General features: G+C 70.7%; 20 protein-coding genes. 6 read left to right on the forward strand and 14 right to left on the reverse strand.

The features are described 5' to 3' along the window. Positions 1–92: 92 nt before the first annotated feature. Genes ACWDX9_RS02370 through ACWDX9_RS02380 form a run of 3 tightly spaced genes read right to left on the reverse strand, consistent with a single transcriptional unit; the run spans position 93 to position 7,746 of the window. A complete protein-coding gene (locus ACWDX9_RS02370) occupies positions 93–5,039 on the reverse strand; it encodes a DNA repair ATPase (protein ID WP_449948023.1) in 4,947 nt (1,648 codons plus the stop codon). A 59-nt stretch (positions 5,040–5,098) separates the two neighbouring features. Then, positions 5,099–7,195: a flotillin family protein gene (locus ACWDX9_RS02375; protein ID WP_449948025.1), complete on the reverse strand. Its 2,097-nt coding sequence runs from the start codon at positions 7,193–7,195 to the stop codon at positions 5,099–5,101. Further along, on the reverse strand, positions 7,195–7,746 hold the full coding sequence (locus tag ACWDX9_RS02380) for a hypothetical protein (protein ID WP_350724016.1): 552 nt from the start codon (positions 7,744–7,746) through the stop codon (positions 7,195–7,197). The genes ACWDX9_RS02375 and ACWDX9_RS02380 overlap by 1 nt, the downstream gene beginning before the upstream one ends. Before the next feature lie 153 nt (positions 7,747–7,899). On the opposite strand from ACWDX9_RS02380, the gene ACWDX9_RS02385 reads away from it, so the two are divergent. Further along, a complete protein-coding gene (locus tag ACWDX9_RS02385; RefSeq protein ID WP_449948063.1) occupies positions 7,900–8,814 on the forward strand; it encodes an NADP-dependent oxidoreductase in 915 nt (304 codons plus the stop codon). On the opposite strand, the gene ACWDX9_RS02390 is transcribed toward ACWDX9_RS02385, so the two are convergent. The 3 genes from ACWDX9_RS02390 to ACWDX9_RS02400 are packed head-to-tail and all read right to left on the reverse strand — an operon-like array spanning position 8,802 to position 11,145. After that, entirely contained in the window at positions 8,802–9,716 is a 915-nt protein-coding gene (locus ACWDX9_RS02390) for an aminoglycoside phosphotransferase family protein (protein ID WP_449948027.1), read from the reverse strand. The two genes, ACWDX9_RS02385 and ACWDX9_RS02390, sit on opposite strands and share 13 nt — an antisense overlap. Before the next feature lie 27 nt (positions 9,717–9,743). After that, positions 9,744–10,622, reverse strand: a complete 879-nt coding sequence (locus tag ACWDX9_RS02395) for a 1,4-dihydroxy-2-naphthoyl-CoA synthase (protein ID WP_449948030.1) — start codon at positions 10,620–10,622, stop codon at positions 9,744–9,746. Between the two features lie 10 nt (positions 10,623–10,632). Beyond that, positions 10,633–11,145 carry a PadR family transcriptional regulator gene (locus ACWDX9_RS02400; protein ID WP_449948033.1) on the reverse strand — a complete coding sequence of 171 codons (513 nt, stop codon included), beginning with the start codon at positions 11,143–11,145 and terminating at the stop codon, positions 10,633–10,635. A gap of 77 nt (positions 11,146–11,222) precedes the next feature. On the opposite strand from ACWDX9_RS02400, the gene ACWDX9_RS02405 reads away from it, so the two are divergent. Beyond that, a complete protein-coding gene (locus ACWDX9_RS02405) occupies positions 11,223–11,777 on the forward strand; it encodes a hypothetical protein (protein WP_449948036.1) in 555 nt (184 codons plus the stop codon). On the opposite strand, the gene ACWDX9_RS02410 is transcribed toward ACWDX9_RS02405, so the two are convergent. Beyond that, positions 11,770–12,102 carry an ArsR/SmtB family transcription factor gene (locus ACWDX9_RS02410; RefSeq protein ID WP_090938046.1) on the reverse strand — a complete coding sequence of 111 codons (333 nt, stop codon included), beginning with the start codon at positions 12,100–12,102 and terminating at the stop codon, positions 11,770–11,772. The two genes, ACWDX9_RS02405 and ACWDX9_RS02410, sit on opposite strands and share 8 nt — an antisense overlap. 87 nt (positions 12,103–12,189) lie before the next feature. Here ACWDX9_RS02410 and ACWDX9_RS02415 point away from each other — a divergent pair, with 87 nt between their 5' ends. Next, on the forward strand, positions 12,190–12,360 hold the full coding sequence (locus ACWDX9_RS02415; protein WP_363979036.1) for a DUF3073 domain-containing protein: 171 nt from the start codon (positions 12,190–12,192) through the stop codon (positions 12,358–12,360). On the opposite strand, the gene ACWDX9_RS02420 is transcribed toward ACWDX9_RS02415, so the two are convergent. After that, positions 12,323–13,591, reverse strand: a complete 1,269-nt coding sequence (locus ACWDX9_RS02420; RefSeq protein WP_449948039.1) for a cytochrome P450 — start codon at positions 13,589–13,591, stop codon at positions 12,323–12,325. The two genes, ACWDX9_RS02415 and ACWDX9_RS02420, sit on opposite strands and share 38 nt — an antisense overlap. Positions 13,592–13,657: 66 nt before the next feature. On the opposite strand from ACWDX9_RS02420, the gene ACWDX9_RS02425 reads away from it, so the two are divergent. Continuing rightward, positions 13,658–14,254 (forward strand): TetR family transcriptional regulator C-terminal domain-containing protein, encoded by a 597-nt coding sequence (locus tag ACWDX9_RS02425; protein ID WP_350724003.1) that lies wholly within the window; start codon positions 13,658–13,660, stop codon positions 14,252–14,254. Positions 14,255–14,328: 74 nt separating this feature from the next. Continuing rightward, positions 14,329–14,895 carry an NADPH-dependent F420 reductase gene (locus tag ACWDX9_RS02430; protein ID WP_449948041.1) on the forward strand — a complete coding sequence of 189 codons (567 nt, stop codon included), beginning with the start codon at positions 14,329–14,331 and terminating at the stop codon, positions 14,893–14,895. A 269-nt stretch (positions 14,896–15,164) separates the two neighbouring features. Here the strand turns inward: ACWDX9_RS02430 and ACWDX9_RS02435 are convergent, their stop codons facing one another. The 6 genes from ACWDX9_RS02435 to ACWDX9_RS02460 all read right to left on the reverse strand — a co-directional run bounded on the left by ACWDX9_RS02435 (position 15,165) and on the right by ACWDX9_RS02460 (position 20,134). Beyond that, entirely contained in the window at positions 15,165–16,571 is a 1,407-nt protein-coding gene (locus ACWDX9_RS02435; protein WP_449948044.1) for an LCP family protein, read from the reverse strand. Between the two features lie 134 nt (positions 16,572–16,705). Beyond that, positions 16,706–16,972: a DUF6510 family protein gene (locus tag ACWDX9_RS02440; protein WP_185069447.1), complete on the reverse strand. Its 267-nt coding sequence runs from the start codon at positions 16,970–16,972 to the stop codon at positions 16,706–16,708. 11 nt (positions 16,973–16,983) lie between these two features. Beyond that, complete coding sequence (locus ACWDX9_RS02445) at positions 16,984–17,697, reverse strand: ferredoxin reductase (protein ID WP_364251699.1); 714 nt, start codon at positions 17,695–17,697, stop codon at positions 16,984–16,986. A gap of 1 nt (position 17,698) precedes the next feature. Further along, a complete protein-coding gene (locus ACWDX9_RS02450) occupies positions 17,699–18,298 on the reverse strand; it encodes a sulfite oxidase-like oxidoreductase (RefSeq protein ID WP_449948047.1) in 600 nt (199 codons plus the stop codon). 19 nt (positions 18,299–18,317) lie between these two features. Further along, positions 18,318–18,977: a response regulator gene (locus ACWDX9_RS02455; RefSeq protein ID WP_449948049.1), complete on the reverse strand. Its 660-nt coding sequence runs from the start codon at positions 18,975–18,977 to the stop codon at positions 18,318–18,320. Then, on the reverse strand, positions 18,974–20,134 hold the full coding sequence (locus tag ACWDX9_RS02460; RefSeq protein ID WP_449948051.1) for a sensor histidine kinase: 1,161 nt from the start codon (positions 20,132–20,134) through the stop codon (positions 18,974–18,976). Before ACWDX9_RS02460 ends, ACWDX9_RS02455 begins: the two co-directional genes overlap by 4 nt. 167 nt (positions 20,135–20,301) lie before the next feature. Between ACWDX9_RS02460 and ACWDX9_RS02465 the strand changes: the two genes are divergently transcribed. Beyond that, the coding region (locus ACWDX9_RS02465; RefSeq protein WP_449948053.1) for a carboxymuconolactone decarboxylase family protein at positions 20,302–20,928 on the forward strand (627 nt) is incomplete at its 3' end.

Below are 20,928 nucleotides of genomic sequence, written 5' to 3' on the forward strand. Positions count from 1 at the left end.
CTGCACACGGCGCACCGGGGTCGGCGGGATGGGGCCCCGGTGTGGCGGCCGGTGGGTGGGATCACGGGCCGCCGTACCCCGGGGCCGGTGGCCTAGCGGTCGGCTTCGCGGACGGTCGTACCGGCCTCGCCCAGGCGGTCGGCTTCGCGGATGACGGTGCCGACCTCGCTCACGCGGTCGGCTTCGCGGATGGCCGTTCCGACCTCGCTCACGCGGTCGGCCAGCAGGCCGAGGGCGCCGACGGCCCGGGCCATCGGGTCGTCGTCGGCGCCGCCCAGAGCCTTGGCCTTGAGGTAGGCGGTCTTGATCTCCGCCCAGCGTCCGGCCTGGGCCGGGGTGAGGCGGCCGCGCAGTTCGGCCAGCTTGAGCAGGTTGGCCTCGGCGTCCGTGGTCAGGGTCTGGGCCTCTCCCAGGTAGTGGTCGTCGATCACCGCTTCCAGCTCGGCGTCGTTCATAGCGGGGACGATGCGCTCGGCCAGCTTGTTCATGTTGCGGTACGAGCCCTGCAGCCGGTACGGGGGCTCAGCGCGGGCCGCGTCGGATTGGGCGGCCGAGGCGATGTAGGCCTGGTTGTTGGCCAGCACGACCTCCTGGACGCGTACGAGCTTGGCCAGCACGCTGAGGATCTGGTCCAGCTCCGGCTTGCTGTACGGGTGACGGAGCTGGTCGGGCTGGACGGTCGTGTCGCCCCTGGCGAGCCGTACGAGGAGCTCGACGTCCGCGCGGTCGCGGCCGGAGAGCGGCGCGAGCACCGGGTTGGAGGTCAGCGCGTTGTCCACGTAGCTCAGCGCGAAGAGGTCGTCCCTGCCCGACAGGACGTCGCCCAGGTTCCAGACGTCGGCGCGGTTGGCCAGCATGTCGGGGATGCGGAAACGCTGCCCGGACTCGGTGTACGGGTTGCCCGCCATGCACACCGCGAACCGCTTGCCGCGCAGGTCGTACGTGCGGGTGCGGCCGTTCCACACGCCCTCGATGCGCCGCTGGGCGTCACAGAGCGAGATGAACTTCTGCAGCAGCTCCGGCGAGGTGTGCTGGATGTCGTCGAGGTAGAGCAGCGTGTTGTTGCCCGTCTCCAGCGCGAACGAGATCTTCTCCACCTCCTGCCTGGCCGTCGCGTCGGGCGCGTCCGCCGGGTCCAGCGAGGTCACCTCGTGGCCCAGGGCCGGGCCGTTCACCTTGACGAACACCAGGCCCAGGCGGCTGGCCACGTACTCCATCAGGGTCGTCTTGCCGTAGCCGGGCGGTGAGATGAGCAGGAGGAGGCCCATCTGGTCGGTACGCTTGCCCGCGCCCGCCGCGCCGAGCTGCTTGGCCAGGTTGTCGCCGATCAGCGGCAGGTACACCTCGTCGAGCAGGCGGTTGCGCACGAAGGCGCTCATGACCTTGGGCTTGTACTCGTCCAGGCGCAGGCGGTGGCGCTCGGCCTCGACCAGCTCGCTCCTGCGCCGCTGGTAGGCCCGGTACGCCGGGACGCGCTCCTGGCGGAAGCGGCGGGTCCTGGTGAGGAGCTCGTCCAGCCGGATGTCGAGTTTGCGGTCCTTGATACGGGGGTGGGCGCCCAGGAGGCCGTCCACGGTCTCCTGGACGGCGGCGCTGGAGTCGTGGCGGGGGACGTCGCACAGCTGCACCGCGATGGCCTCCGCCACCTCGGGGCCCTGGTGGTAGGCGGCCATCCAGGCGTGGGCCAGTTGCAGGCGCTCGGGGAGCGGAACGCTCTTGAGCTCGTCCTCGAACTCCCGCAGCTTGGCCGGGCCTAGGGCCTGCCGGAAACCGTCGAGGAGGTCGCGCGCCGCCTTGCCGGTCACGAACCCGAACGGGCTGCTGCCCAGCTCCTCGACGAGATACTCCCCTGCCAGCCCGGCCCCCGTGACGGTAGGGTCGGGCGCCGGCGTGCGGAGGCCGCCGACGAAGTCCGCGATCAACGTCTCCAGCTCGGCCGCCAGCGAGTCCAGGGCAGGGGTGGGGCCGAAGACGGCGCGGGCGCGGACGAGCGACACGGCGCGTGTGGTGAATGTTTTACGTGAAACCTCGTCCAACCCGAAGGCCCAGAACAGCTGCGCCGCCGCCCGCACCTCGGCCGGGTACCGCAGCAGCCCCGCCCCCGACCGCAGCCGTACCAGCACGTCCAGGATGGCGGCGGCGTCGTGGTCGTGGACCCCGCGCTCGTACCCCTCGTCATAGCGCGACTCCACCGCCTGCCGCACCGCGTCCTCAAGAGCGGTCCCGGGGGAGAGGGAGTCCAGGAGCGAGGCGGCCAGGTGCTCGCCCCGGTACACCTCAGCCGTCTCCGACACCAGCAGCTGGTCCCAGAAGGGCCGGGTGTCGGCGAAGGAGGCGGGCACCGGCGAGCGGTAGTCGGTCCCGGTGATCGCGAAGTGCATGGACACGCGCTCATGGTCGCCGCCGCTTCCGGGCCCGTTGGCTCGTCCCCCGCTCTCGTGCGGCACCAGCGTCAGGTCGATGGGCTGGGTGTTGACGGCGAAGCGGTGGCGGCCGAGCCGGAGCGTCTCCCCGCCGTCGGAGAAGAGGTCGAGGCGATCCCGGAGGGCCCGGCCGGCCTCCTGCTGGGCGGACTTGACGCGCCCGTCCAGCTCCTCGGCCCGTACGGCGTCCCCGAGCGAGCGCAGCTCGACGGCGGCCGAGCGGACCTTGGCCACCATCGGGTCGGTGGCGAAGTACGTGTTGACATCGTCCAGGGAGACGAGGGCGCCGAGGCGACGGGTGATGCTGCCCAGGATGCGTTCGGCGGAGGTGAAGACGCGGTCGGCGCGCCGGGCGAGGTCGTCGAGCTGGGTCTGCTTGCGGGCCGAGAACGCCTCGTAGACGTCCTCCCGCTTGGCCGACAGCTGCGCCGCGAAGTCGTCGAACTCGCCGAAGCGCGACTCCAGGGTCTCCAGCTGCAGCATCAGCCGCCCGAGCTGTTCGTCGCACTTGGCCGGGGTGTCCGCCATCGCCAGCGCGCCCGTGATGGCCTGGCCGAGCAGGGCGAACTCGGCGGCGAACGCGGCCCGCCCCTCCGTCCCGAGCAGCTCGCGCCGGCGCCCGTCCAGGATGGCGCGCGCCCGGTTCACGCCGCCGAGGACCTCGGCGATCCGGCCCAGGATGGAGGTGCGTACGGTCGCGTCGGCGATGTCCAGCGAGCCGACGACCTCCGTCACCACCTCCAGCCCCTCCGCCTGCGCGGCCAGCCGGTCCGCCACGGGGGCGGCCTCCGCGACCGTGCCGATCGCGGCCGCCCCGGCGGCGAGCTCCTCGACGGCCGCGTGGTAGGCGGTGAACGCGTCCGCACCCTGCAGGAAGTCGACCGCCCGCCTGCCGACGGACGCCAGCTCCTCTGTCACGGAGGAGGACAGCGCGTCCAGGCCGGCCAGGTCGATGTAGCGGGTCTCGCGCAACGTCACCAGGCGGCCCTGGGCCCGCCGCAGCGTGGCCAGCGTGTCGACCCAGGCGTCCGCGGTGACCGGACTGTCCGCCCGCGCCTCGCGTACCAGGTGGGTGGTCTCCTCGGAGGCGGCGGTGAGCGCCTCCGCGGCCTGGCGGGTGAGCTGCTCGACGTTCTCGTACTCGTCCAGCACCTGCTCGGCCGTGGCCCGCACGTCGGCGAGCGGCCCGCTCAGGCCGTGCTCCTCGAGCCAGTGGTAGGAGTCGAACGTCCGCGTGCAGGCCGCGATCAGCCCCTCGAACGTCCCCGCGGACGCCGCCATCTCCTCGACCATCCGCGACACGGACAGGCAGTCGGAGATGCCACGCACCAGCTCCGCGTTGCCGATGCGCTCCAGGGGCCCCGTCCCGGCGGGCTGGGCGGCGGCGTACGTGTCGGAGACGTACGGCGTCTGCCAGACCTGCATCGGGTGCACCCGGGTGGGCTCGTCGGAGGTCGCGCGGAAGACCACCATCGTGCCGTCGTCGAACAGCGAGTAGCCGTGACAGACGATGGGGTTGGCGACCTCCTTCCTGATCACGTTGTACGGCAGCAGCAGCGAGCGCCCGTCACCCCTGGCGTGGAAGACGTACAGGACGTCCTCGCCGTTGGGCGAGCGGACCACCCGCTCGAACTCCAGGTCCGTCACGTCCGTGTCGAACGTCTTGCTGGCCCCGGTCGCCAGGTAGTAGCCGCCGGGGAAGATCAGCCCCTGGTCCTCGGGCAGGCGCTGGCACGCCTGGCCGAGGCCGTCGAGCCTGATGACGGCCTTGGTGCGGGTGTTGAAGACCAGGTGGCGCCGCTCGGTCTCCTTGTACGGCCTGATCCGCATGAGGACGAGCGGCCCGACCCTGGCGTACTCGACGTCGGCGTCCGCCAGGCTCTGCAGCTGTTCGGTGACCGGCTCGGCGTAGATGCCGGCGCCGGTCTCCGTGTTGTTCTCGATCTTGATGGTCAGGTCGCCGCCGACCGTCTCGACGAACACCTCTCCCTCGATCGAGATGTGCGGGTGCCGTCCGAGCACGTGGTCGTCGCGCGTGGTCGGTGTCCACTCGAAGTCGTGGGACGGGGGGAAGGTGTGGTCCCGCTCCCCCCGGTTGTCCACATATTTCGGGACTCCGCCGTTGTCGACCGTCCACCGCAGCACCCGCAGGTCCGCCGGCCCCGTCTGGAACACCGCCAGCAGCTTGCCCTCGACCCGCCGCAGCTGCTGCAGCCTGGTCTCCTTGTAGTACCGGTACAGCTCGGCGAAGTCCTTCTTGAACGCCGGATCGTCCAGCGTCTCCAGCTTGTCGGCGTCGAACCTGAACGCGTCACCGTCCCTGGAGAACCGGTGCACCGCGAACACGTCCGCCACCGCCGTCTCCGGCTTGAGCCCGATGAAGACGTTGTAGCCGAAGAGCATCACGTCGCCCAGGGAGACGATGTCCCTGGGGACGCAGTTGTTCTCCGTGCGGATCCGCTCGGTGCCCAGCAGGCGCAGCTCCGCGCCGCCGAACACCTTCAGCCGCGCCCCGTTGAGCGCCTCGGCCGCCGCCGTCAGGGTCTTGGCCTGGGCCTGGAGCCTGTTCCTGAGGACCTCGTAGGTCCCCGCCTCCAGTTGGGTCACCTCGGTCACAGGACCTTCGGCCCTGTGACCAGCGGTGCTGTGTTCATTGGTGCGCTCGCTTCGCTCGGTCACCGAGCGGCCCCGGCGAGCGCCGCCACGGGGGAGTCGGCCACGCCGAGCCTGCGGGCCGTCTCCAGCAGCTCGCCGAGCGCCGTCGCCTGCGGGCCGCCGTCCTGGATGAGCCGCATGAGGAGGGCGGAGACGGTCAGGTTCTTGATGTCCTCGGTACGCACGCCGCCGATCACGTTCGCCAGGTCGGTCGCCAGGCTGGCCGAGCCGTTCACGTACGGCGAGACCAGCGCGCCCGCGACCTCCGAGTGGTCCACGAACCCGTCGACCACCTTGCCCGCGGTGATGGACCCGACCACCTTGTCGAAGAACATCGTGTCGCCGCCGACGATGTCGATGTTCGCCTTGGCGAGACCGGCGGCCAGCACGCTGGCCTGCGACTCCGCCACCTGCCGCGACACGTCGATGTGCTTGAGCCGGATCTCCTTGTCGGCCTCCAGGCGCAGGCGGTACTCCTCGTGCGCCCTGCTGGCCTCGTCCAGCGCCGCCATCGCGGCCGCCTTCTGCGTGAGACCCTCGGCCTCGGCCTTGAGCTTCTCGCCCACCGCGGCCGCCCCGGCCAGCGCCATCGCCTGCTCACCCGCGGCCTGCGCCTTGAGCCGGTCGCCCTCGACCAGCGCCATGGACTTGGCGCCCTCGGCCTCGGCGGCCAGCCGCTCCTTCAGCACCAGCGCCTCCGCGCGGCCGACCTTCTCGATGGCCTCGGCGTCGCGCTCCTTGACCTGCACCTCCGCCAGCCCGGCCGCGGCCGACTCGGCCTGGATGCCCTCGGCCAGCCGGATCTTGGCCCTGGTCTCCAGCTCGGCCGCCTGCTGCCTGGCCTCGGCGAGCACCAGCTCCTCGCGCGCCCTGAACTTGGACGCGGCCTCCGCGGCCTCGGCCGCCTTGATGTCCTTGACCAGGTTCTCCTGGGCCTCGGCCTCGGCGGCGATGATCACGGTCTGGCGGGTGCGCTCGGCCTCCTCGACCACGCGCAGCCGCTTGATGCTCTCCTCCTGCTCGGCCACGGTCTTGTCGACGGCGATGCGCTCGCGGATGACCTCGGCGATGGTCCGCTTCTCGGTCTCGACCTCTTTGTCCTTGGCGATGCGCGACAGCTCGGTCTCCCGCTCGCGGGCGATGACCTCCAGCACGCGGTCCTTCTCGATCCGCTCGGACTCGATCGCGATCACGCGCTCGCGGTTCTTCTCGGCGACCGCGATCTCACGGGCGCGGTTCTCGTTCTGCACGCCGAGCTGCTCGTCGGCCTTGATGTTCGCGCTCTGGGCGCGCAGCCGCTCCTCGGCCTGCACGCGGGCGATCTCCGCCTCCTCGCGGGCCTTGACGGTCTCGATCTCCCGCCGCTGCTTGAGCTCGGCGTCGGCCTGGCGGCGCTGCAGCTCCAGGATGGCCTCGCGGGCGTCGACGTTCTGGCGGGTGATCTCTTTCTCCTCGTTGCGCTGGAACTCGTTCGTGCGCACGTGCTCGATCGCCGTGAGCTCGGTGATCTTGCGGATGCCCTGCGCGTCGAGGATGTTGCTCTTGTCGAGCTGCATGAGCGAGGTCTGCTCTAGGTAGTCGATGGCGGCGTCCTCGAGGCTGTAACCGTTCAGGTCCGTGCCGATGAGCCGGACGATCTGGTCCCTGAACTCGTCGCGCTTGGTGTAGAGGTCCACGAAGTCGAGCTGCTTGCCGGCCGTCTTGAGCGCCTCGGAGAACTTCGCGCTGAACAGCTCCTGCAACGTCGACTCGTCACTGGCGCGCACGGTGCCGATGGCCTGGGCGACCTTGATGACGTCCTCGGCGGTCTTGTTCACGCGGACGAAGAACGTGATCTTGATGTCGGCCCTGATGTTGTCCTGGCAGATGAGCCCTTCGCGGCCGGTCCGCTCGATCTCGATGGTCTTGACCGAGATGTCCATGGTCTCGGCCTTGTGGACGACCGGTAAGACGACGGCGCCGGTGAACGTGACGTCCACTTTGTTGACCTTGGAGATGATCAGTGCCTTGCCCTGATCCACCTTGCGGAAAAGGCGGCCGATGACGACGAGCAGGCCAATCACGATGACCAGGATGACGGCGAGAAATACGCCGAAGCCGGTGGAGATGACGTCCATCAGTGCTCACTTTCGTAGGGCATGACCCAGAAGAATTCGCCGTCTTTGTCGTATTCGAAGATGAGTGCGTCGTCGCCGCGGGCGAGGCGGTCCTCGCCGGTCGTGCGTACCTGCACGATCGCGGACGAGCCGTCGGCGGCCGTGACCTCGGCCTGGCCGAAGTCAGGGGTGGCCGCGCCGGTGCGGATCACACACATCTGGCCGACGAAGTCGCCACGCGAGTGCCGGTCCCCGGCGGGGAACAGCCTGCGTAGCGGACCCAGCAGGCCACGGATGGCCAGCCAGGCCCCGACCGGTGCGGCGAAGGGGACGGCGATCAGCAGGCCGCCACTCGCCACCACGCTGCCTATCAGGCAGAGCAACCAGGCCAGGGCAATCAACAGCGAAAGCACGATCCCGGCCGGAACTCCCCCGAGGCCCAGCCAGGTGGCGTCATCTTCCAGTTCGAACAGCCCGGTGATCACGGTCAGCCAATAGCCGATGACCACCACGAGAAGGAAAGTGAAAATGACAGTCGGAAAGCTCAGTACGGTGTCTAAGAACTCGATCATCCCGCCCCGTGTGCCCATCCCCCGTTGATGTCCTGACGGACTATATACAGATAAAGCGCGACTAAAGCGGATAGTTCCCGAAAAGTCTGGTGACTTTCCCTGCTTGACCTCCACTTAGGTTGAGGTTGCAGGGTTGGGCTCATGACTGACGTGATGAGAGCCGCGGCCTTCGCCGAACCCGGCGGCCCGGAGGTCCTGAAGGTGATGGAGCTGCCCGCGCCGCAGGCGGGTCCCGGCCAGGTCAGGGTGCGGGTGCGCGCGGCCGGCGTGCAGCCGTTCGACACGGCCGTACGGGCGGGGTGGTTGCCGCCGTACATGGGCCCTACCCCCTTCCCACGCATTCCGGGCAACGAGTTCGCGGGCGTGGTGGACCAAGTGGGCGACGGGGTGACCGGGGTGTCCGCGGGGGACGAGGTGCTCGGCTTCTCGGCGCTGTACGCCTATGCCGAGTACATCGTGGTGCCGGGGACGGACGTGGCGCCCAAGCCGGCGGAGGTGCCGTGGGAGGTGGCCGGCGGGCTGACCTCGGGCGTGCAGACCGCCGAGCTGGCGATCGACGGGCTCGGCCTCGCGGAGGGCGAGACGCTGCTCGTGCACGGCGCGGCCGGGTCCGTGGGCACGGCGGCCGTGCAGATCGCCCGGCGGCGCGGGGCCACCGTGATCGGCACGGCCCGCGAGGCCAACCACGACTACCTGCGTGGTCTCGGCGCCGTCCCGGTGGTCTACGGCGAAGGGCTCGCCGACCGGGTACGCGCGCTCGCCCCGGACGGTGTGGACGCCGCGCTCGACGGGGCCGGAGGTCACGCGCTGGAGGTCTCGATCGAGCTGGTCAAGGACCGCGCCCGGATCGTCACGCTGGTCGAGCACGGCAAGGCGGCCGAGCTGGGCGTCCGGGTGGTGCAGGGGCAGCGCTCCGCCGAGCGGCTCGGGCGCTACGCCCGCCTGTACGCCGAGGGCGCCTTCACGTTCCCGGTACGCAGGACGTACCCGCTGGAGGACGCGGCGGAGGCGCACCGGGAGATCGAGACCGGCCACGGCCAGGGCAAGATCGTCCTTCAGATCCGCTGACGTACGGCCTCGGCGACGGCGAGGCCGATCTCGTTGAGCTCGGTCCCCCCGTCCTTGACGTCCCACAGGGCGTTCTGCAGCACCCGGCCGAGCGTCCACCCGGCCGCCCGCCGGGGGTCGAGGCCGAGCCGGTCCACCATGAGGTCGAAGCGGCGCAGCACGGCCCGCCGCACGTCGCCGGTCGCGACCACGTCGTCCCAGCGGTTGTGCAGGGCGGGCAGCAGGTCGAACCCCGGGTCGCCCGCCAGCGGCTTGGGGTCGATGCTCAGCCACGGCTCCCGGTCGGCGGCCAGCACGTTGTCGTAGTGCAGGTCCCAGTGCAGCAGCCGGTCGCCAGGCTCGGAGACGAGCTCGCCGACGGCGCCCGCGCAGTAGCGCACCCAGTGGCGGTCGCTCTCGCGCGGCAGCTTCGCCACGGCCCCGTCCACGTCGTCCAGCATGGCCCGTGCGATATCGCCTAACCGGCGCATCCCCTCGGGCGCCGGGTAGGACACCAGGCGGGCCAGGAGGTCCGCGAGGATGCCCAGGGCCTTCATGTCGTCCGGCATGCCGGACAGGGACCGGTCGGCCCCCAGCCGTTCGAGCAGCAGAGTGCCGGTCCCGGGGTCGGAGTCGAGCAGCAGCACCGACGCGTCACCGGCCCAGGTGCGCAGGCCGGGGGCCTCGGTGGCGTTCTCGTCGTTGACGGGTTGGAGCTTGAGCGCCGCCTTCGTGCCGTCCTCGCGTACGACGGGCAGCACGAGGGACACCACCCCGTGCCTGGGCTCCCCGTCCAGCCGCAGCGCCCACTCCTCCAGGTAACGCTCGGCCAGCGCGGGCAGCCCCGCGGACCAGGCGCGACCGGCCTCCCCGTCCCATTTCACGTGAGATTCGGTCAACGCCGCCGGCACCCTGATCTTCATGCCGCCAGTCTGCCCCGGGGTGCCGGCTCAGAAGTGCCAGGGGTACGGCGACCAGTCGGGCTCGCGCTTCTGCAGGAAGGAGTCGCGCCCTTCGGCGGCCTCCTCCGTCATGTACGCCAGCCGCGTCGCCTCACCGGCGAACACCTGCTGCCCGACGAGCCCGTCGTCGATCGCGTTGAAGGCGAACTTGAGCATGCGCTGCGCCGTCGGCGACTTGCCGTTGATCTTGAGGCCCCACTCCAGGGCCGTGCGCTCCAGCTCCTCGTGCGGGACGACGGCGTTGACCATGCCCATGCGGTGCGCGTCGGCCGCCGTGTAGGTGTCGCCGAGGAAGAAGATCTCGCGGGCGAACTTCTGCCCGACCTGCCGAGCGAGATAGGCCGAGCCGAAGCCGCCGTCGAAGCTGGCCACGTCGGCGTCGGTCTGCTTGAAGCGGGCGTGCTCGGCGCTGGCCAGTGTGAGATCCGCCACGACGTGCAGGCTGTGGCCGCCGCCCGCGGCCCAGCCGGGCACCACGCAGATCACGATCTTGGGCATGAACCGGATGAGCCGCTGCACCTCCAGGATGTGCAGCCGGCCGGTGGCCGCCGAGCCGTCGGCGTACTGGTAGCCGTCCTTGCCCCGGATGCGCTGGTCGCCGCCGGAGCAGAAGGCCCACCCGCCGTCCTTGGGCGAGGGGCCGTTGCCGGTGAGCAGCACGCAGCCGACGTCGGTGGTCTGCCTGGCGTGGTCGAGCGCGCGGTAGAGCTCGTCCACGGTCTGGGGGCGGAACGCGTTGCGCACCTCGGGGCGGTTGAACGCGATCCGCACCGTGCCCTGGTCGACTGCCCGGTGGTAGGTGATGTCGGTGAAGTCGAATCCCTCGACCGCCTGCCACGCCTTGGGATCGAACAGCTCGGAGACCATGCGCCAGAGCCTAACGGATCTGACCTTCGGCCCATTCGGCCCACTCCTGCTGGGCCTTGCCCAGTCGCAGGCCGTATTCGAGGCTGATCCGGCCGTACGCCGAGAGGTTGTCCTCGCGGTTCTCGAGGAACTCGCGGAGGCCCTCCAGGTGCTCCACGTGCTTGCGGACGCGTTCGGCCTGGTGGCGGAGGTATCCGCGGGCCTGCTCGGGCGCGACCTGGGCCAGGAAGAACACCCGGAGCAGCATGTCGCTGCGCAGGACCCTGGTCGGCTCGACCTTGGTGATCCAGTGGCGCAGCTCGGCCAGGCCCGCCTCGGTGACCGCGTACTCCTTGCGGCCGCGCGGGCCCTCGGCCGACACGTCCACGAGACCCGCGTCGGCCAGTTTGCCCAGTTCCGCGTAGAGCTGGCTCTGTGTGGCGGGCCACACGTTCGACAGCGAGATGTCGAACATCTTCATCAGGTCGTATCCGCTCGCGGGTCCCTCGGAGAGCAGTCCCAGCACGGCGTGTCGAAGGCTCATATTCCTATGTTGACATATCAGCGCAGGAGGTTCTAGCTTCGACATGTCACTTTAGGAATGTGAAAGGACACCCCACCATGCGCGGCCTGCTCGGCTTCCTGCCCTGGATCGTCTACGCGGTCATCGCAACCAGCGACGAGTGGCGCTGGGGCGCCATCACCGGGCTCGTCATCGCCCTCGGCCTCGTCGTCATCGACCGCAGGGCGGGCAAGGCCTGGGACGAGATGGTGATCGAGAGCAGCGCGGCGCTGTTCTTCGCCTGCCTCACGGCGCTGTCGCTGGTGGCCCCGCACTCGCCGCTCACTCCGTACGGCCCCGCGCTGGTCAACGTCTGGCTGGCGGGCACCGCCTGGGGCTCGCTGGCCATCCGCAGGCCCTTCACGCTCGGCATCGCGCGCACGATGGCGCCGAAGGAGGTCTGGGAGACCCCGCGGTTCTACCGCGTCAACGCGTTGATCACCACGGTCTGGGCGGTGGCCTTCACCGTCGCCGCGGCCTCCCTGACGCTCGTGCTTTCCGTCTCACCTCACGCGACGACGCTGGTCATCGCCATCAAGGTGCTCACATTCGTTCTGCCCGCCGTCTTCACGGCCTGGTACCCCAAGCGCGTGCGGCAGGCGCCGGCTAAGTGACCTCCGCTCGCAGCTCCGCGAGCAGCTCACCCTGGTCGGCGAGCATGTCGGTGAGAATCCTGCGGGCAGCCCCGAGCAGGTCGGCCAGCTCGGGTGTGGCCAGCGTGTAGACGACGGTGCTGCCCTCGCGAATCGCGCTCACGATCCCTGCTCTGCGCAGGACGGCGAGCTGCTGGGAGAGGCTCGAGGCCTCGATGTCGATCTGGGCCAGCAGATCCCGGACGGGAAGCGGCCCTTCCTGGAGTAGCTCCAACACTCGGATGCGAGCGGGGTGGCCGAGCGTTCTGAAGAAGTCGGCCTTGGCCTGGTGGACCTCCACGTGCATATAGCCCAGACTAATCCAGCGCAGTTGCATAATTCTTCAAGTCGTAACGTTGTTGGATAGCATGACAGCGGGGACTAGGGAGTAGCCATGGGCCGAGGAAGAGCCAAGGCGAAGCAGACGAAGGTCGCTCGCCAGCTGAAGTACACCAACCACAACATCGACTATGACCGGCTTCGCGAGGAGTTGGGAGCCGATGCGCGTAGCGAGGAGATCTACCCGCCTACGGCGTCCGAGCAGGAGTCCGAGCGCGCGCAGTGACGCGGGTCAGGTTCGCGGGTGCGAGCGTGACGTTCTTCAGCCGCCTGGCCTCCGGTGCCTGATCGGGCGCCGTGAGCTCCAGGCGGTGCAGTACCTCGCGGATGATGACGCGCATCTCCAGCAGCGCCAGCTGCGCGCCGACGCAGAATCGCCGCCCGCCGCCGAACGGCATCCAGGCCCTGCTCTGGGGCCCGTCGAGGAAGCGCTCCGGGCGGAACTCGTCGGGTTCGGGGAAGGCGGCGGGGTCGTGGTGCACGAGCGGGATGAACGGTCCGGCGTACCATCCGGCGGGGATCTCGTACGCGCCGAGCCGTAGCGGGGCGTCGAGCATTCTCGGCGCCTCGTAGACGACCGGCCTGACCCGCAGCACCTCCTTGACCACCGCGTCGAGGTAGGTCTCGTCGTCGGGGAGCCGGTCGAGGATCTCGGGCATGCGCAGGAGCCGTTCGAAGGCCCAGGCGAGGCCGGTGGCGGTGGTCTCGTGCCCGGCGAGGAGCATGGTGATCAGTTCGTCGCGGATCTCATGGTCGCCCAGCTCGGTGTCCAGCAGGCGGCCGAGCACGTCGGTGCCTCCTGGCGTGGCCCGGCGGCGGCGGATCTCGTCGAACAGGATCGCGTCCACCTCGGCGCTCACCCGTACGAACCGGGGGTAGGGCCCGAACGGGATCCTGCGGAACTTCTCCGGGAGCAGGGGGATCAGCGGGGACCCGCCGGTCTCGATCAGGTGGGGCAGCAGCGCGCGGAGCCGGCTGACGCGCCCGGCGTCCCGGATGCCGAAGATCAACCGGATGATGATCTCCAGCGTGATGTCCTGCATGCGGTCGCGCAGCGCGAACGGCCTGCCCAGCGGCCAGGTCGCGATCCGCTCCGCCGCTATGGCCGCGATGTCGTCGCGGTAGCCGGCGACCTGCTTGGCGCGCAGCGGCGGGTTGAGCAGCTTGCGGTGCCGCCACCACGGGTCGCCGTCGAGCGTGAGGACGGAGTGCTCGCCCACCATGTGCGCGAGGAACTCCCGCCGCGCCTCGCCCGCGCGCCCGCCGCCGTGGTCGGTCCGGAAGACCTGCTCGGCCAGCTCTCCGGTGGTCACGTAGACCTCCGGCGGGATGCCGGTGAAGCGGACCGTGAAGATCGGCCCGTACCTGCGATGAAGCCTGGTGAGCATGCCGGGCGCGTCCCGGATGAACCACGCCGTCTGCACCGCCGAGGGAAGTCTCGGCCCTGGAGGAAGCATTTCCGACCTTTCCTTGTATACGTACGTCCGTCATAGACGCTTGTATATATCTGTAGCATGGATCACGTGGCACGAACAGAGGCCGGTGGATACCGGGAGAGACTGCTGGCGGGAGCGGTGAGCTGCCTGCAGGAGAAGGGCTATGCCCGTACGACGGCCCGGGACCTGGTAGCCGCCTCAGGCACCAACCTGGCCTCCATCGGCTACCACTTCGGCGGCAAGGACGCGCTGCTGAACGAGGCCCTCGCCGAGTTCTTCGACCAGTGGATCGCCCAGGTCGAGCGGGCGATGTTCAGCTCGGAGCCGGGCAGCGCGCGGGAGATGCTGGAGCGCGCCATGACGGAGCTGGTCGACAGGTTCGAGGAGCTGCGGCCGCAGCTCGTGGTCTTCGTCGAGGGCTACCCGGCGGCGCTGCGCGAGAGCGTGCTGCGGGAACGGCTGGCCGAGTCGTACGCCCGCTGCCGCCGTGCTGGCGCCGACATGGTGCGCCGGGCCGTCGCCCAGTTCGACATCGAGCTGCCGGTGGCGCCCGAGGTGCTCGTGTCGGTGCTGGTCGCCATCACCGACGGGCTGCTGCTGCAGTGGCTGCTCGACCCGGCCGCCACGCCCAATGCCCGGCAGGTCGTCGACTCCCTCGCCGCTCTCTCGTCGCTCATCGCGTAGCAAGCCTCTGACCTGGGGAGGAATGTCACCGGCGGGGTCTGGTGGGTTCCTTTCGGTGACGAGGTGATCAAGACATGCGTGTGGCAATCGTGGGTTCTGGAAGACTCGGCGTGCCTCTTGGCCGCCTGCTCTCGACGGGCGGACACGAGGTGTTCTTCAGCGACGCCGATCCCGGCCGCGTGGAGGCGGCAACGGCGGCGACCGGCGGGCAGGCCGAGGGCGGCACTCCGAGCGAGGCCGCCCGGTTCGGCGAGGTCATCGTGCTGACGGTGGGGTGGGAGGCGTTCCGCGCCGTGTCGGCGGAGCTCGACGGCGCGCTCGCCGGCAAGATCGTCGTCGACCCCAGCAACCCGATCGCCGAACGGGACGGCCTGTCCGTGGTGGTCGCCGTCCCCGGCGGGCTCACCAGCCCGCAGTACCAGCAGCACGTGCTCGGGGCGGAGGTCCGGCTGGTGCGGACGTTCAACACGAAGTACTCGAAGGAACTGCTGACGCTGGGGACGGCGGGGCAGCGGGGCGGGCCGCGGGCCGACATGCCTTACTGGGGGGACGACGAGGCGGCCAAGAAGGCGGTGGTGCCGCTGATCGAGGACGCCGGCTTCACCGCCATCGACGGCGGCGGCCTCTCCGAAGCCCTCTGACCCCCACCACACCCGGCCGCCGAACCCCCGCTCCCGGCCAACCACACCGCGCACCCGCCCCCCACCGCGCATCGTTCCCGCCGCGCCGATCACCGCACTCGCACTGCCGCCATCGGGTGGCGTATCGCGCTGCTGGTCCATGGCGCGCCGCGTCGGCGGGGTGGGGTGCGGCGGGGCCCGGCGCTCTCGTGCGGTGGCGCGCCGAGGATGCGCCGCTGGCGTCGCCGTGCGATGGGGTTCGGCGCTCTCGTGCGGCGGTGTGCCGGGGGTCAGGTGGCGCAGGTGTCGTGGGTGGCGTCGAAGCCCTTGATGGCCTCCGTGTCGTCCGCGCGCAACGGCTTCAGCCCCGTCCAGTCCGAGCCGATCACCAGCACCAGCCGGTTCGTCTGAGCCCCCGCCACCTTCCGCAGCGTGGAGTTCTGGAGGTCGTTGGTGAGGGTGGGGACGCGGGTCTCGCCGTTGGGCCCGTACAGGAGGGTGGTCTTGGCCTGCGGCTTGCGGGCCGAGTCGCCGATCTTGGTGATGTGGTAGCCGCGCTGCTCCAGGGCGGCGGCCACCTGGGTGCCGAGGCCGCTGCGCCAGGTGCCGTTGCGGAGCTCGATCTGGATCTTGGTACGGCCCACCTTGGCCTGGCCGCCCTTGACGCCCTGGACGCTCTGGTCCTTGGCCACGATCTGGAACAGGTGGCCGGCCTGCGGCTGCACCCACTCGACCCGGCCGGGCTGGGTGAGGGAGTAGTGCCAGGGGGTGGTGATGAAGCGGATCTGGCCGGCGTTCAGGCCCTGGAGGCTGGTCGCGAGGTCCTTCATGACGCCGAAGTTCAGGCCGCGGTCGGTGGTCACCGCCTTGGTGCCGGCGTCGAGGATGCCCAGCAGTTTGGCGGGGTCGGTGAGCGTCTCGCCGCTCATGACCTTCTTGACCATCGACGCGATGAACATCTGCTGCCGCTGGATGCGCCCGATGTCCGAGCCGTCGCCCATGCTGTAGCGGGCGCGGACGTAGCCGAGCGCCTGCTCGCCGGTGAGCGTCTGCCGCCCGGCGGGCAGGTGGAGCAGGGCCTTCTTGTCGTTCACCGGCTCTGGAAGGCAGATCTCGACGCCGCCGATGGCGTTGACCATGCTCTTGAAGCCGGTGAAGTCGACCTTCACGAAGTGGTCGATGCGGATGTGGGTGAGCGTCTCGATCGTCTTCCAGGTGCAGGCGATGCCCCCGGAGTTGAACGACTCGTTGATCATGCCCAGGTGCGGCCGCTGGCCGGGCAGGGCCCCGGTGGCGCGGCAGGCGGGGAGCTGGACGAGCGAGTCGCGCGGGAAGCTGACGACCATCGCGTTGTCGCGCTTGGACGACACGTGCACGAGCATGATCGTGTCGGTGCGCTCGCCCGCGATGTGGTGCCCGTACTTGGCGTTCTTGCCGTCGCGCTGGTCCGATCCGACGACCAGGACGTTCATGGCGGTGCCCGCGACCTTGGGCGGCCGGGTGGCGCCGAGGTCGTCGGCGGTGACGTCGATGTGCTTGACGTTGCCGGTCAGCTTCGCGTAGACGCCGACGGCCACGCCCGCGACCAGGAGGACCACGGTCACGGTGACCGCGATCGTCCAGCGCAGCCAGCGGCGGCGCCGCCGGGGTGGCGCGCTCGGTTCGGACGGGGGCGCGTCGACTAGCCCGCTGCTCACGTGACTCCAGAGGGACGGGGCCGCGGGCCGCCGCCCATGGCCAAGAGCCTCGCCGTACAGATCTCGGCCGGTTGAACCTGCCCGAGTGTACTCAGTCGGGCACCTTCATGAGGAACGATCTGTCCCCAACGTCGTCAGTCGGGCAGGTTAACGCGCAGTGAAACCGTGCCGCGCAGGTCGAGCCAGGCCGTGCCCGGGCCGCGTACCAGCCGGAGGATCACCTCCTCGCAGCCGGGACACCGGGCCACCAGCCCGGGGTCGGGGCCGTACACGCGGAGCGAGGCGACCGGGCCCGCGAGGCCGCAGCTCGCGCAGCGGCCGGTGGCGGCGGTGACGTCCACGGCGAAGATCTCTCCGAGCGGGCCCGCCAGCGCGTTGCCGTCGAGGTGTTCTGCGGTCATGTCAGTTCCCCCTATCCGAAACGTTCGGTACGGATGCGCTCGGGCGCGTGCCCCAGCGCGAGCAGCAGGTCGGCCGCCGCCTCCACGAAGCCCGTCGGCCCGCACACGTAGCAGTCGGGCTCGAAGGTCGCGGGCCAGCCGCCCTCGGCCAGGTCGTCCAGCATGATCCGCCCCGCCGGGCGGGACACGCCGGACGGCGCGGACCTGGTGTAGAGGTAGGAGATGTCGAGCCCCGGGTCGGGGCGGCGCAGCTCCTCGGCGTAGTAGCGGCGGTCCGGGTCGCGCAGCGAGTAGAGCAGGCGGAACGGCACCCGGCTGCCCGCCTGCCTGCGCGCCCGGATCATCGCCATCAGCGGCACGATCCCCGACCCGCCGGCCACCAGCACGACCGGCGCCTTGCTCTCCGGCCGCCAGACGAACCAGCCGCCCACCGGGCCGCGCAGCTCGACCTGGTCGCCGACCTCGATGACCTCGGTCAGGTACGGCGACACCTCGCCGTCCGGCGCGGTCTCCACGGTCAGATCGACGAGGTCGCCGTCGGCGGGGCCGGCCAGCGAGTAGCTGCGCTGCGCGGTGTAGCCGTCCTCGGCCGTCAGCCGCACGTCCACGTGCTGCCCCGCCAGGTGCCCCGGCCATTCGGGCACCCGGAACCGCAGCGTGCGCGCGGTCGCGGTCTCGGTGACGATCTCGGCGAGCTCGGCCGCCCGCCAGACCAGGCGGCGCACCTCAGTCGCCCTCGTAGCGCTGCTCGCGCCACGGGTCGCCGTAGTTGTGGTAGCCGGCGGTCTCCCAGAAGCCGGGCCAGTCCTCGTTCAGCAGCCGGATGCCGCGTACCCACTTGGCCGACTTCCAGAAGTACAGGTGCGGCACGATCAGCCGGGCCGGGCCGCCGTGCCGCGGCTCCAGCTCCTCGCCGTCGAAGCGGTGCACGATCCACGCCTTGCCGTCGAGGAGGTCCTCGAGCGGGAGGTTCGTGGTGTAGCCGCCGTACGAGTAGATGAGCGCGTATTCGGCGGCGGTCTCGACGTCCTCGAAGAGCACGTCGAGCGAGACGCCCTCCCAGGTGGTGTCCAGCTTGGTCCACTTGGTCACGCAGTGGATGTCGGCCGTGGGAGTCTCACTGGGCAGTGCCATGAACTCCTGCCACGACCAGCGGTGGGTCTGCTCCGCCTCGGTGTCGATGGCGAACTCCCACCGCTCCAGCGGCACCCGCGGCGTCGGCCCGGCCGACAGCACGGGGAAGTCGTCGACGAGGTACTGCCCCGGCGGCACCCGGTCGCCGTCCGGCCGGTGCCGTCCGCGGAAACCGCGCGAAATGATGTTCACGCCTCATTTCATCACGCGATCAGCTCTGACGCGGTGTCACCAGGCCCGACTCGTACGCGAAGACCACGAGCTGTGCCCGATCGCGTGCCCGCAGCTTGGTCATGGCCCTGCTGACGTGCGTCTTCGCGGTGGTCGGGCTGATCACCATGTGCGCGGCGATCTCGTCGTTGGACATGCCGCGGGCGACCAGCGCGGTCACCTCGCGCTCGCGGTTGGTGAGCACCTCCAGGCCCTGCGGGTCCGGCTCGGGGCGGCGGGCCACGTACTCGCCGATGAGGCGGCGGGTGATGGCGGGGGACAGCAGCGCGTCGCCGCGGGCCGCGACCCTGACGCCCTGCAGCAGGTCGGCGGGCTCGGTGTCCTTGACCAGGAACCCGCTCGCGCCCGCTCTGAGCGCGTTGAAGACGTACTCGTCGAGGCCGTAGTTGGTGAGGATCACGACGTGGACCTCGCTCAGCCGCTCGTCGGCCGCGATGCGCCGGGTCGCCTCGATGCCGTCCATCACCGGCATCTGGACGTCGACGAGCGCCACGTCGGGCAGGTGTTCGAGGGCGAGGGCGAGGGCCTGCTCGCCGTTGGCGGCCTCGGCCACGACCTCGAGGTCGTCCTCGGCCTCCAGCAGGGCGCGGAAGCCGCCGCGGATGAGTGCCTGGTCGTCCACGAGCAGTACGCGGATCACGTCGGTTCCCCCAGTGGAAGCTCTGCGCGTACGGTGAAGCCGCCCTCCGGGCGGGGCTCGGCCCGCAGCCGGCCGCCGAGCGCCGTGACCCGCTCGCGCATGCCGAGCAGGCCCACGCCGGGCACGGGCGGCGCGTCCCTGCTCGCCAGGCCGTCGTCGTCCACCTGCACGACCAGCTCGTCGCCGCCGAAGTCGACGCGTACGGACGCCGCCGCCCCGCCCGCGTGCCTGGAGACGTTGGTGAGCGCCTCCTGGACGATCCGGTACGCGGCCCGGTCGACCTCGGGCGGCAGCTCGTGCCGTACCCCCGAGATCGTCACCGTGGCGGCCAGCCCGGTCGAGCGGGCCCGCTCCACCAGGTCGTCGAGCCGGTCGAGCCGGCTGTCCTGCGCGCCGGAGCCGCCGGAGCCGTCCGGGGCGTCGGTGTCGCGCAGCACCTCCAGCGTGGCGCGCAGCTCGCGCATGGCGTCCCCGCTGGCCTCCTGGATGGCCAGCAGCGCCCCTGGCACGTCCTCGCCGCGCTTGCGGGCCAGGTGCACGGCCACGCCCGCCTGCACCTTGATGACCGAGATGCTGTGCGTGAGCGAGTCGTGCAGCTCCCTGGCGATCCTGAGCCGCTCCTCGCCCGCGCGCCGGCGCGCGACCTCCTCGCGGGTGCGCTCGGCCTCAGCGGCCCGCTGCTCGACCTGCTCCAGGTACGCCTGCCGGTGCCGGATGACCGTCGCCGTCACCCCCGACGCCAGGAACCAGCCGAGCAGCAACGTCGTTCCCTGGACGATGTCCTTGGGGCTCTGCCCGGTCGCGGTGGCCAGGTTGGTCGCCAGGCTGACGCCCAGGAACACCACGCTCGCCAGCGCGGGCAGCAGTCGGTGTCCGGCCCATACCGCGGCGAAGACCGCCATCAGCACGGGGAAGGCGGCGGGCGGGCCCGGCTGGACGTGCACGGAGAAGACGAGCATGCTGACCGTGCCGACGACCAGCGGCACCAGGGGCGCGCGGCGCCACGCGACGAGGGAGAGCGAGCCGACCAGGACGGCGGCCAGGTCCAGGGCGCCCGCCTGCGGCGTGACCAGCACGGTGGCGGCCAGCATGACGGCCACGACGGCGGCGAGCGCGCTGTCCACGGCGAGCGGGTGCCATCCGCGCAGAAAGGTCATCTCTGCACATTAGAGCGTTGACCAGGGCACAATCCTCGCCGCCTGGATGTAATTCCGGACTACTCCCGGCGCAGTACTCCGCACGAAGGTGCTTCCTGGGCGGTAGGTGCATGAGTCAACCACGGCACGACGCCCCCGAGGCATGAGAAGTACCACGATGTCCGGCTATGGAGACACGGTTCCGTTATGTCACGCCGGTGCAGCCCCAGGCGGCGACCGGCCGGGTGGCCCAGGTCTACGCGCAACTCGCGGACGACTTCGGCATGGCGCGCATGGCGGTCTTCCTGACGCTGTCGCCCGCGCCGGACGTGCTCGCCGCGACCTGGGCCGCGCTGCGCGAGTCGCTGCTGGCCGGGACCGCGTCCAGGACCGGGAAGGAGGTCGTGGCGCTGGGCGTGTCGATGGCGAACCGGTGCCCGTTCTGCGTGGCCGCGCACACGACACTGCTGCACGCGACCGGCGACCACCGGCTGGCGGAGACCATCGCCGCCGGCGGCACGCCCGACGACCCCGAGCACGCCGCGCTGCTGGCCTGGGCCACGTCGCGGCGCGATGCGGCTGGGCTCGGGCCTGAGCACGTCGGCACGGCCCTGGCCTTCCACTTCATCAACCGCATGGCCTCGGCCCTGCTCACCGAGAACCTCCTGCCCGCGAACCTCCAGAAATCGCGCCTGGTCAGGAGCGTGGGCGGCCGGGTGATGGCCCGTACCGTGCGCAGGCGGCTGACGCCGGGCGCGAGCCTGCCCATGGTCGCGGACCTGCCCGCGCGGCCGGAGCCCGCCTGGGGCGCCGGC

It is taken from the genome of Nonomuraea sp. NPDC003201 (genome assembly GCF_053590415.1).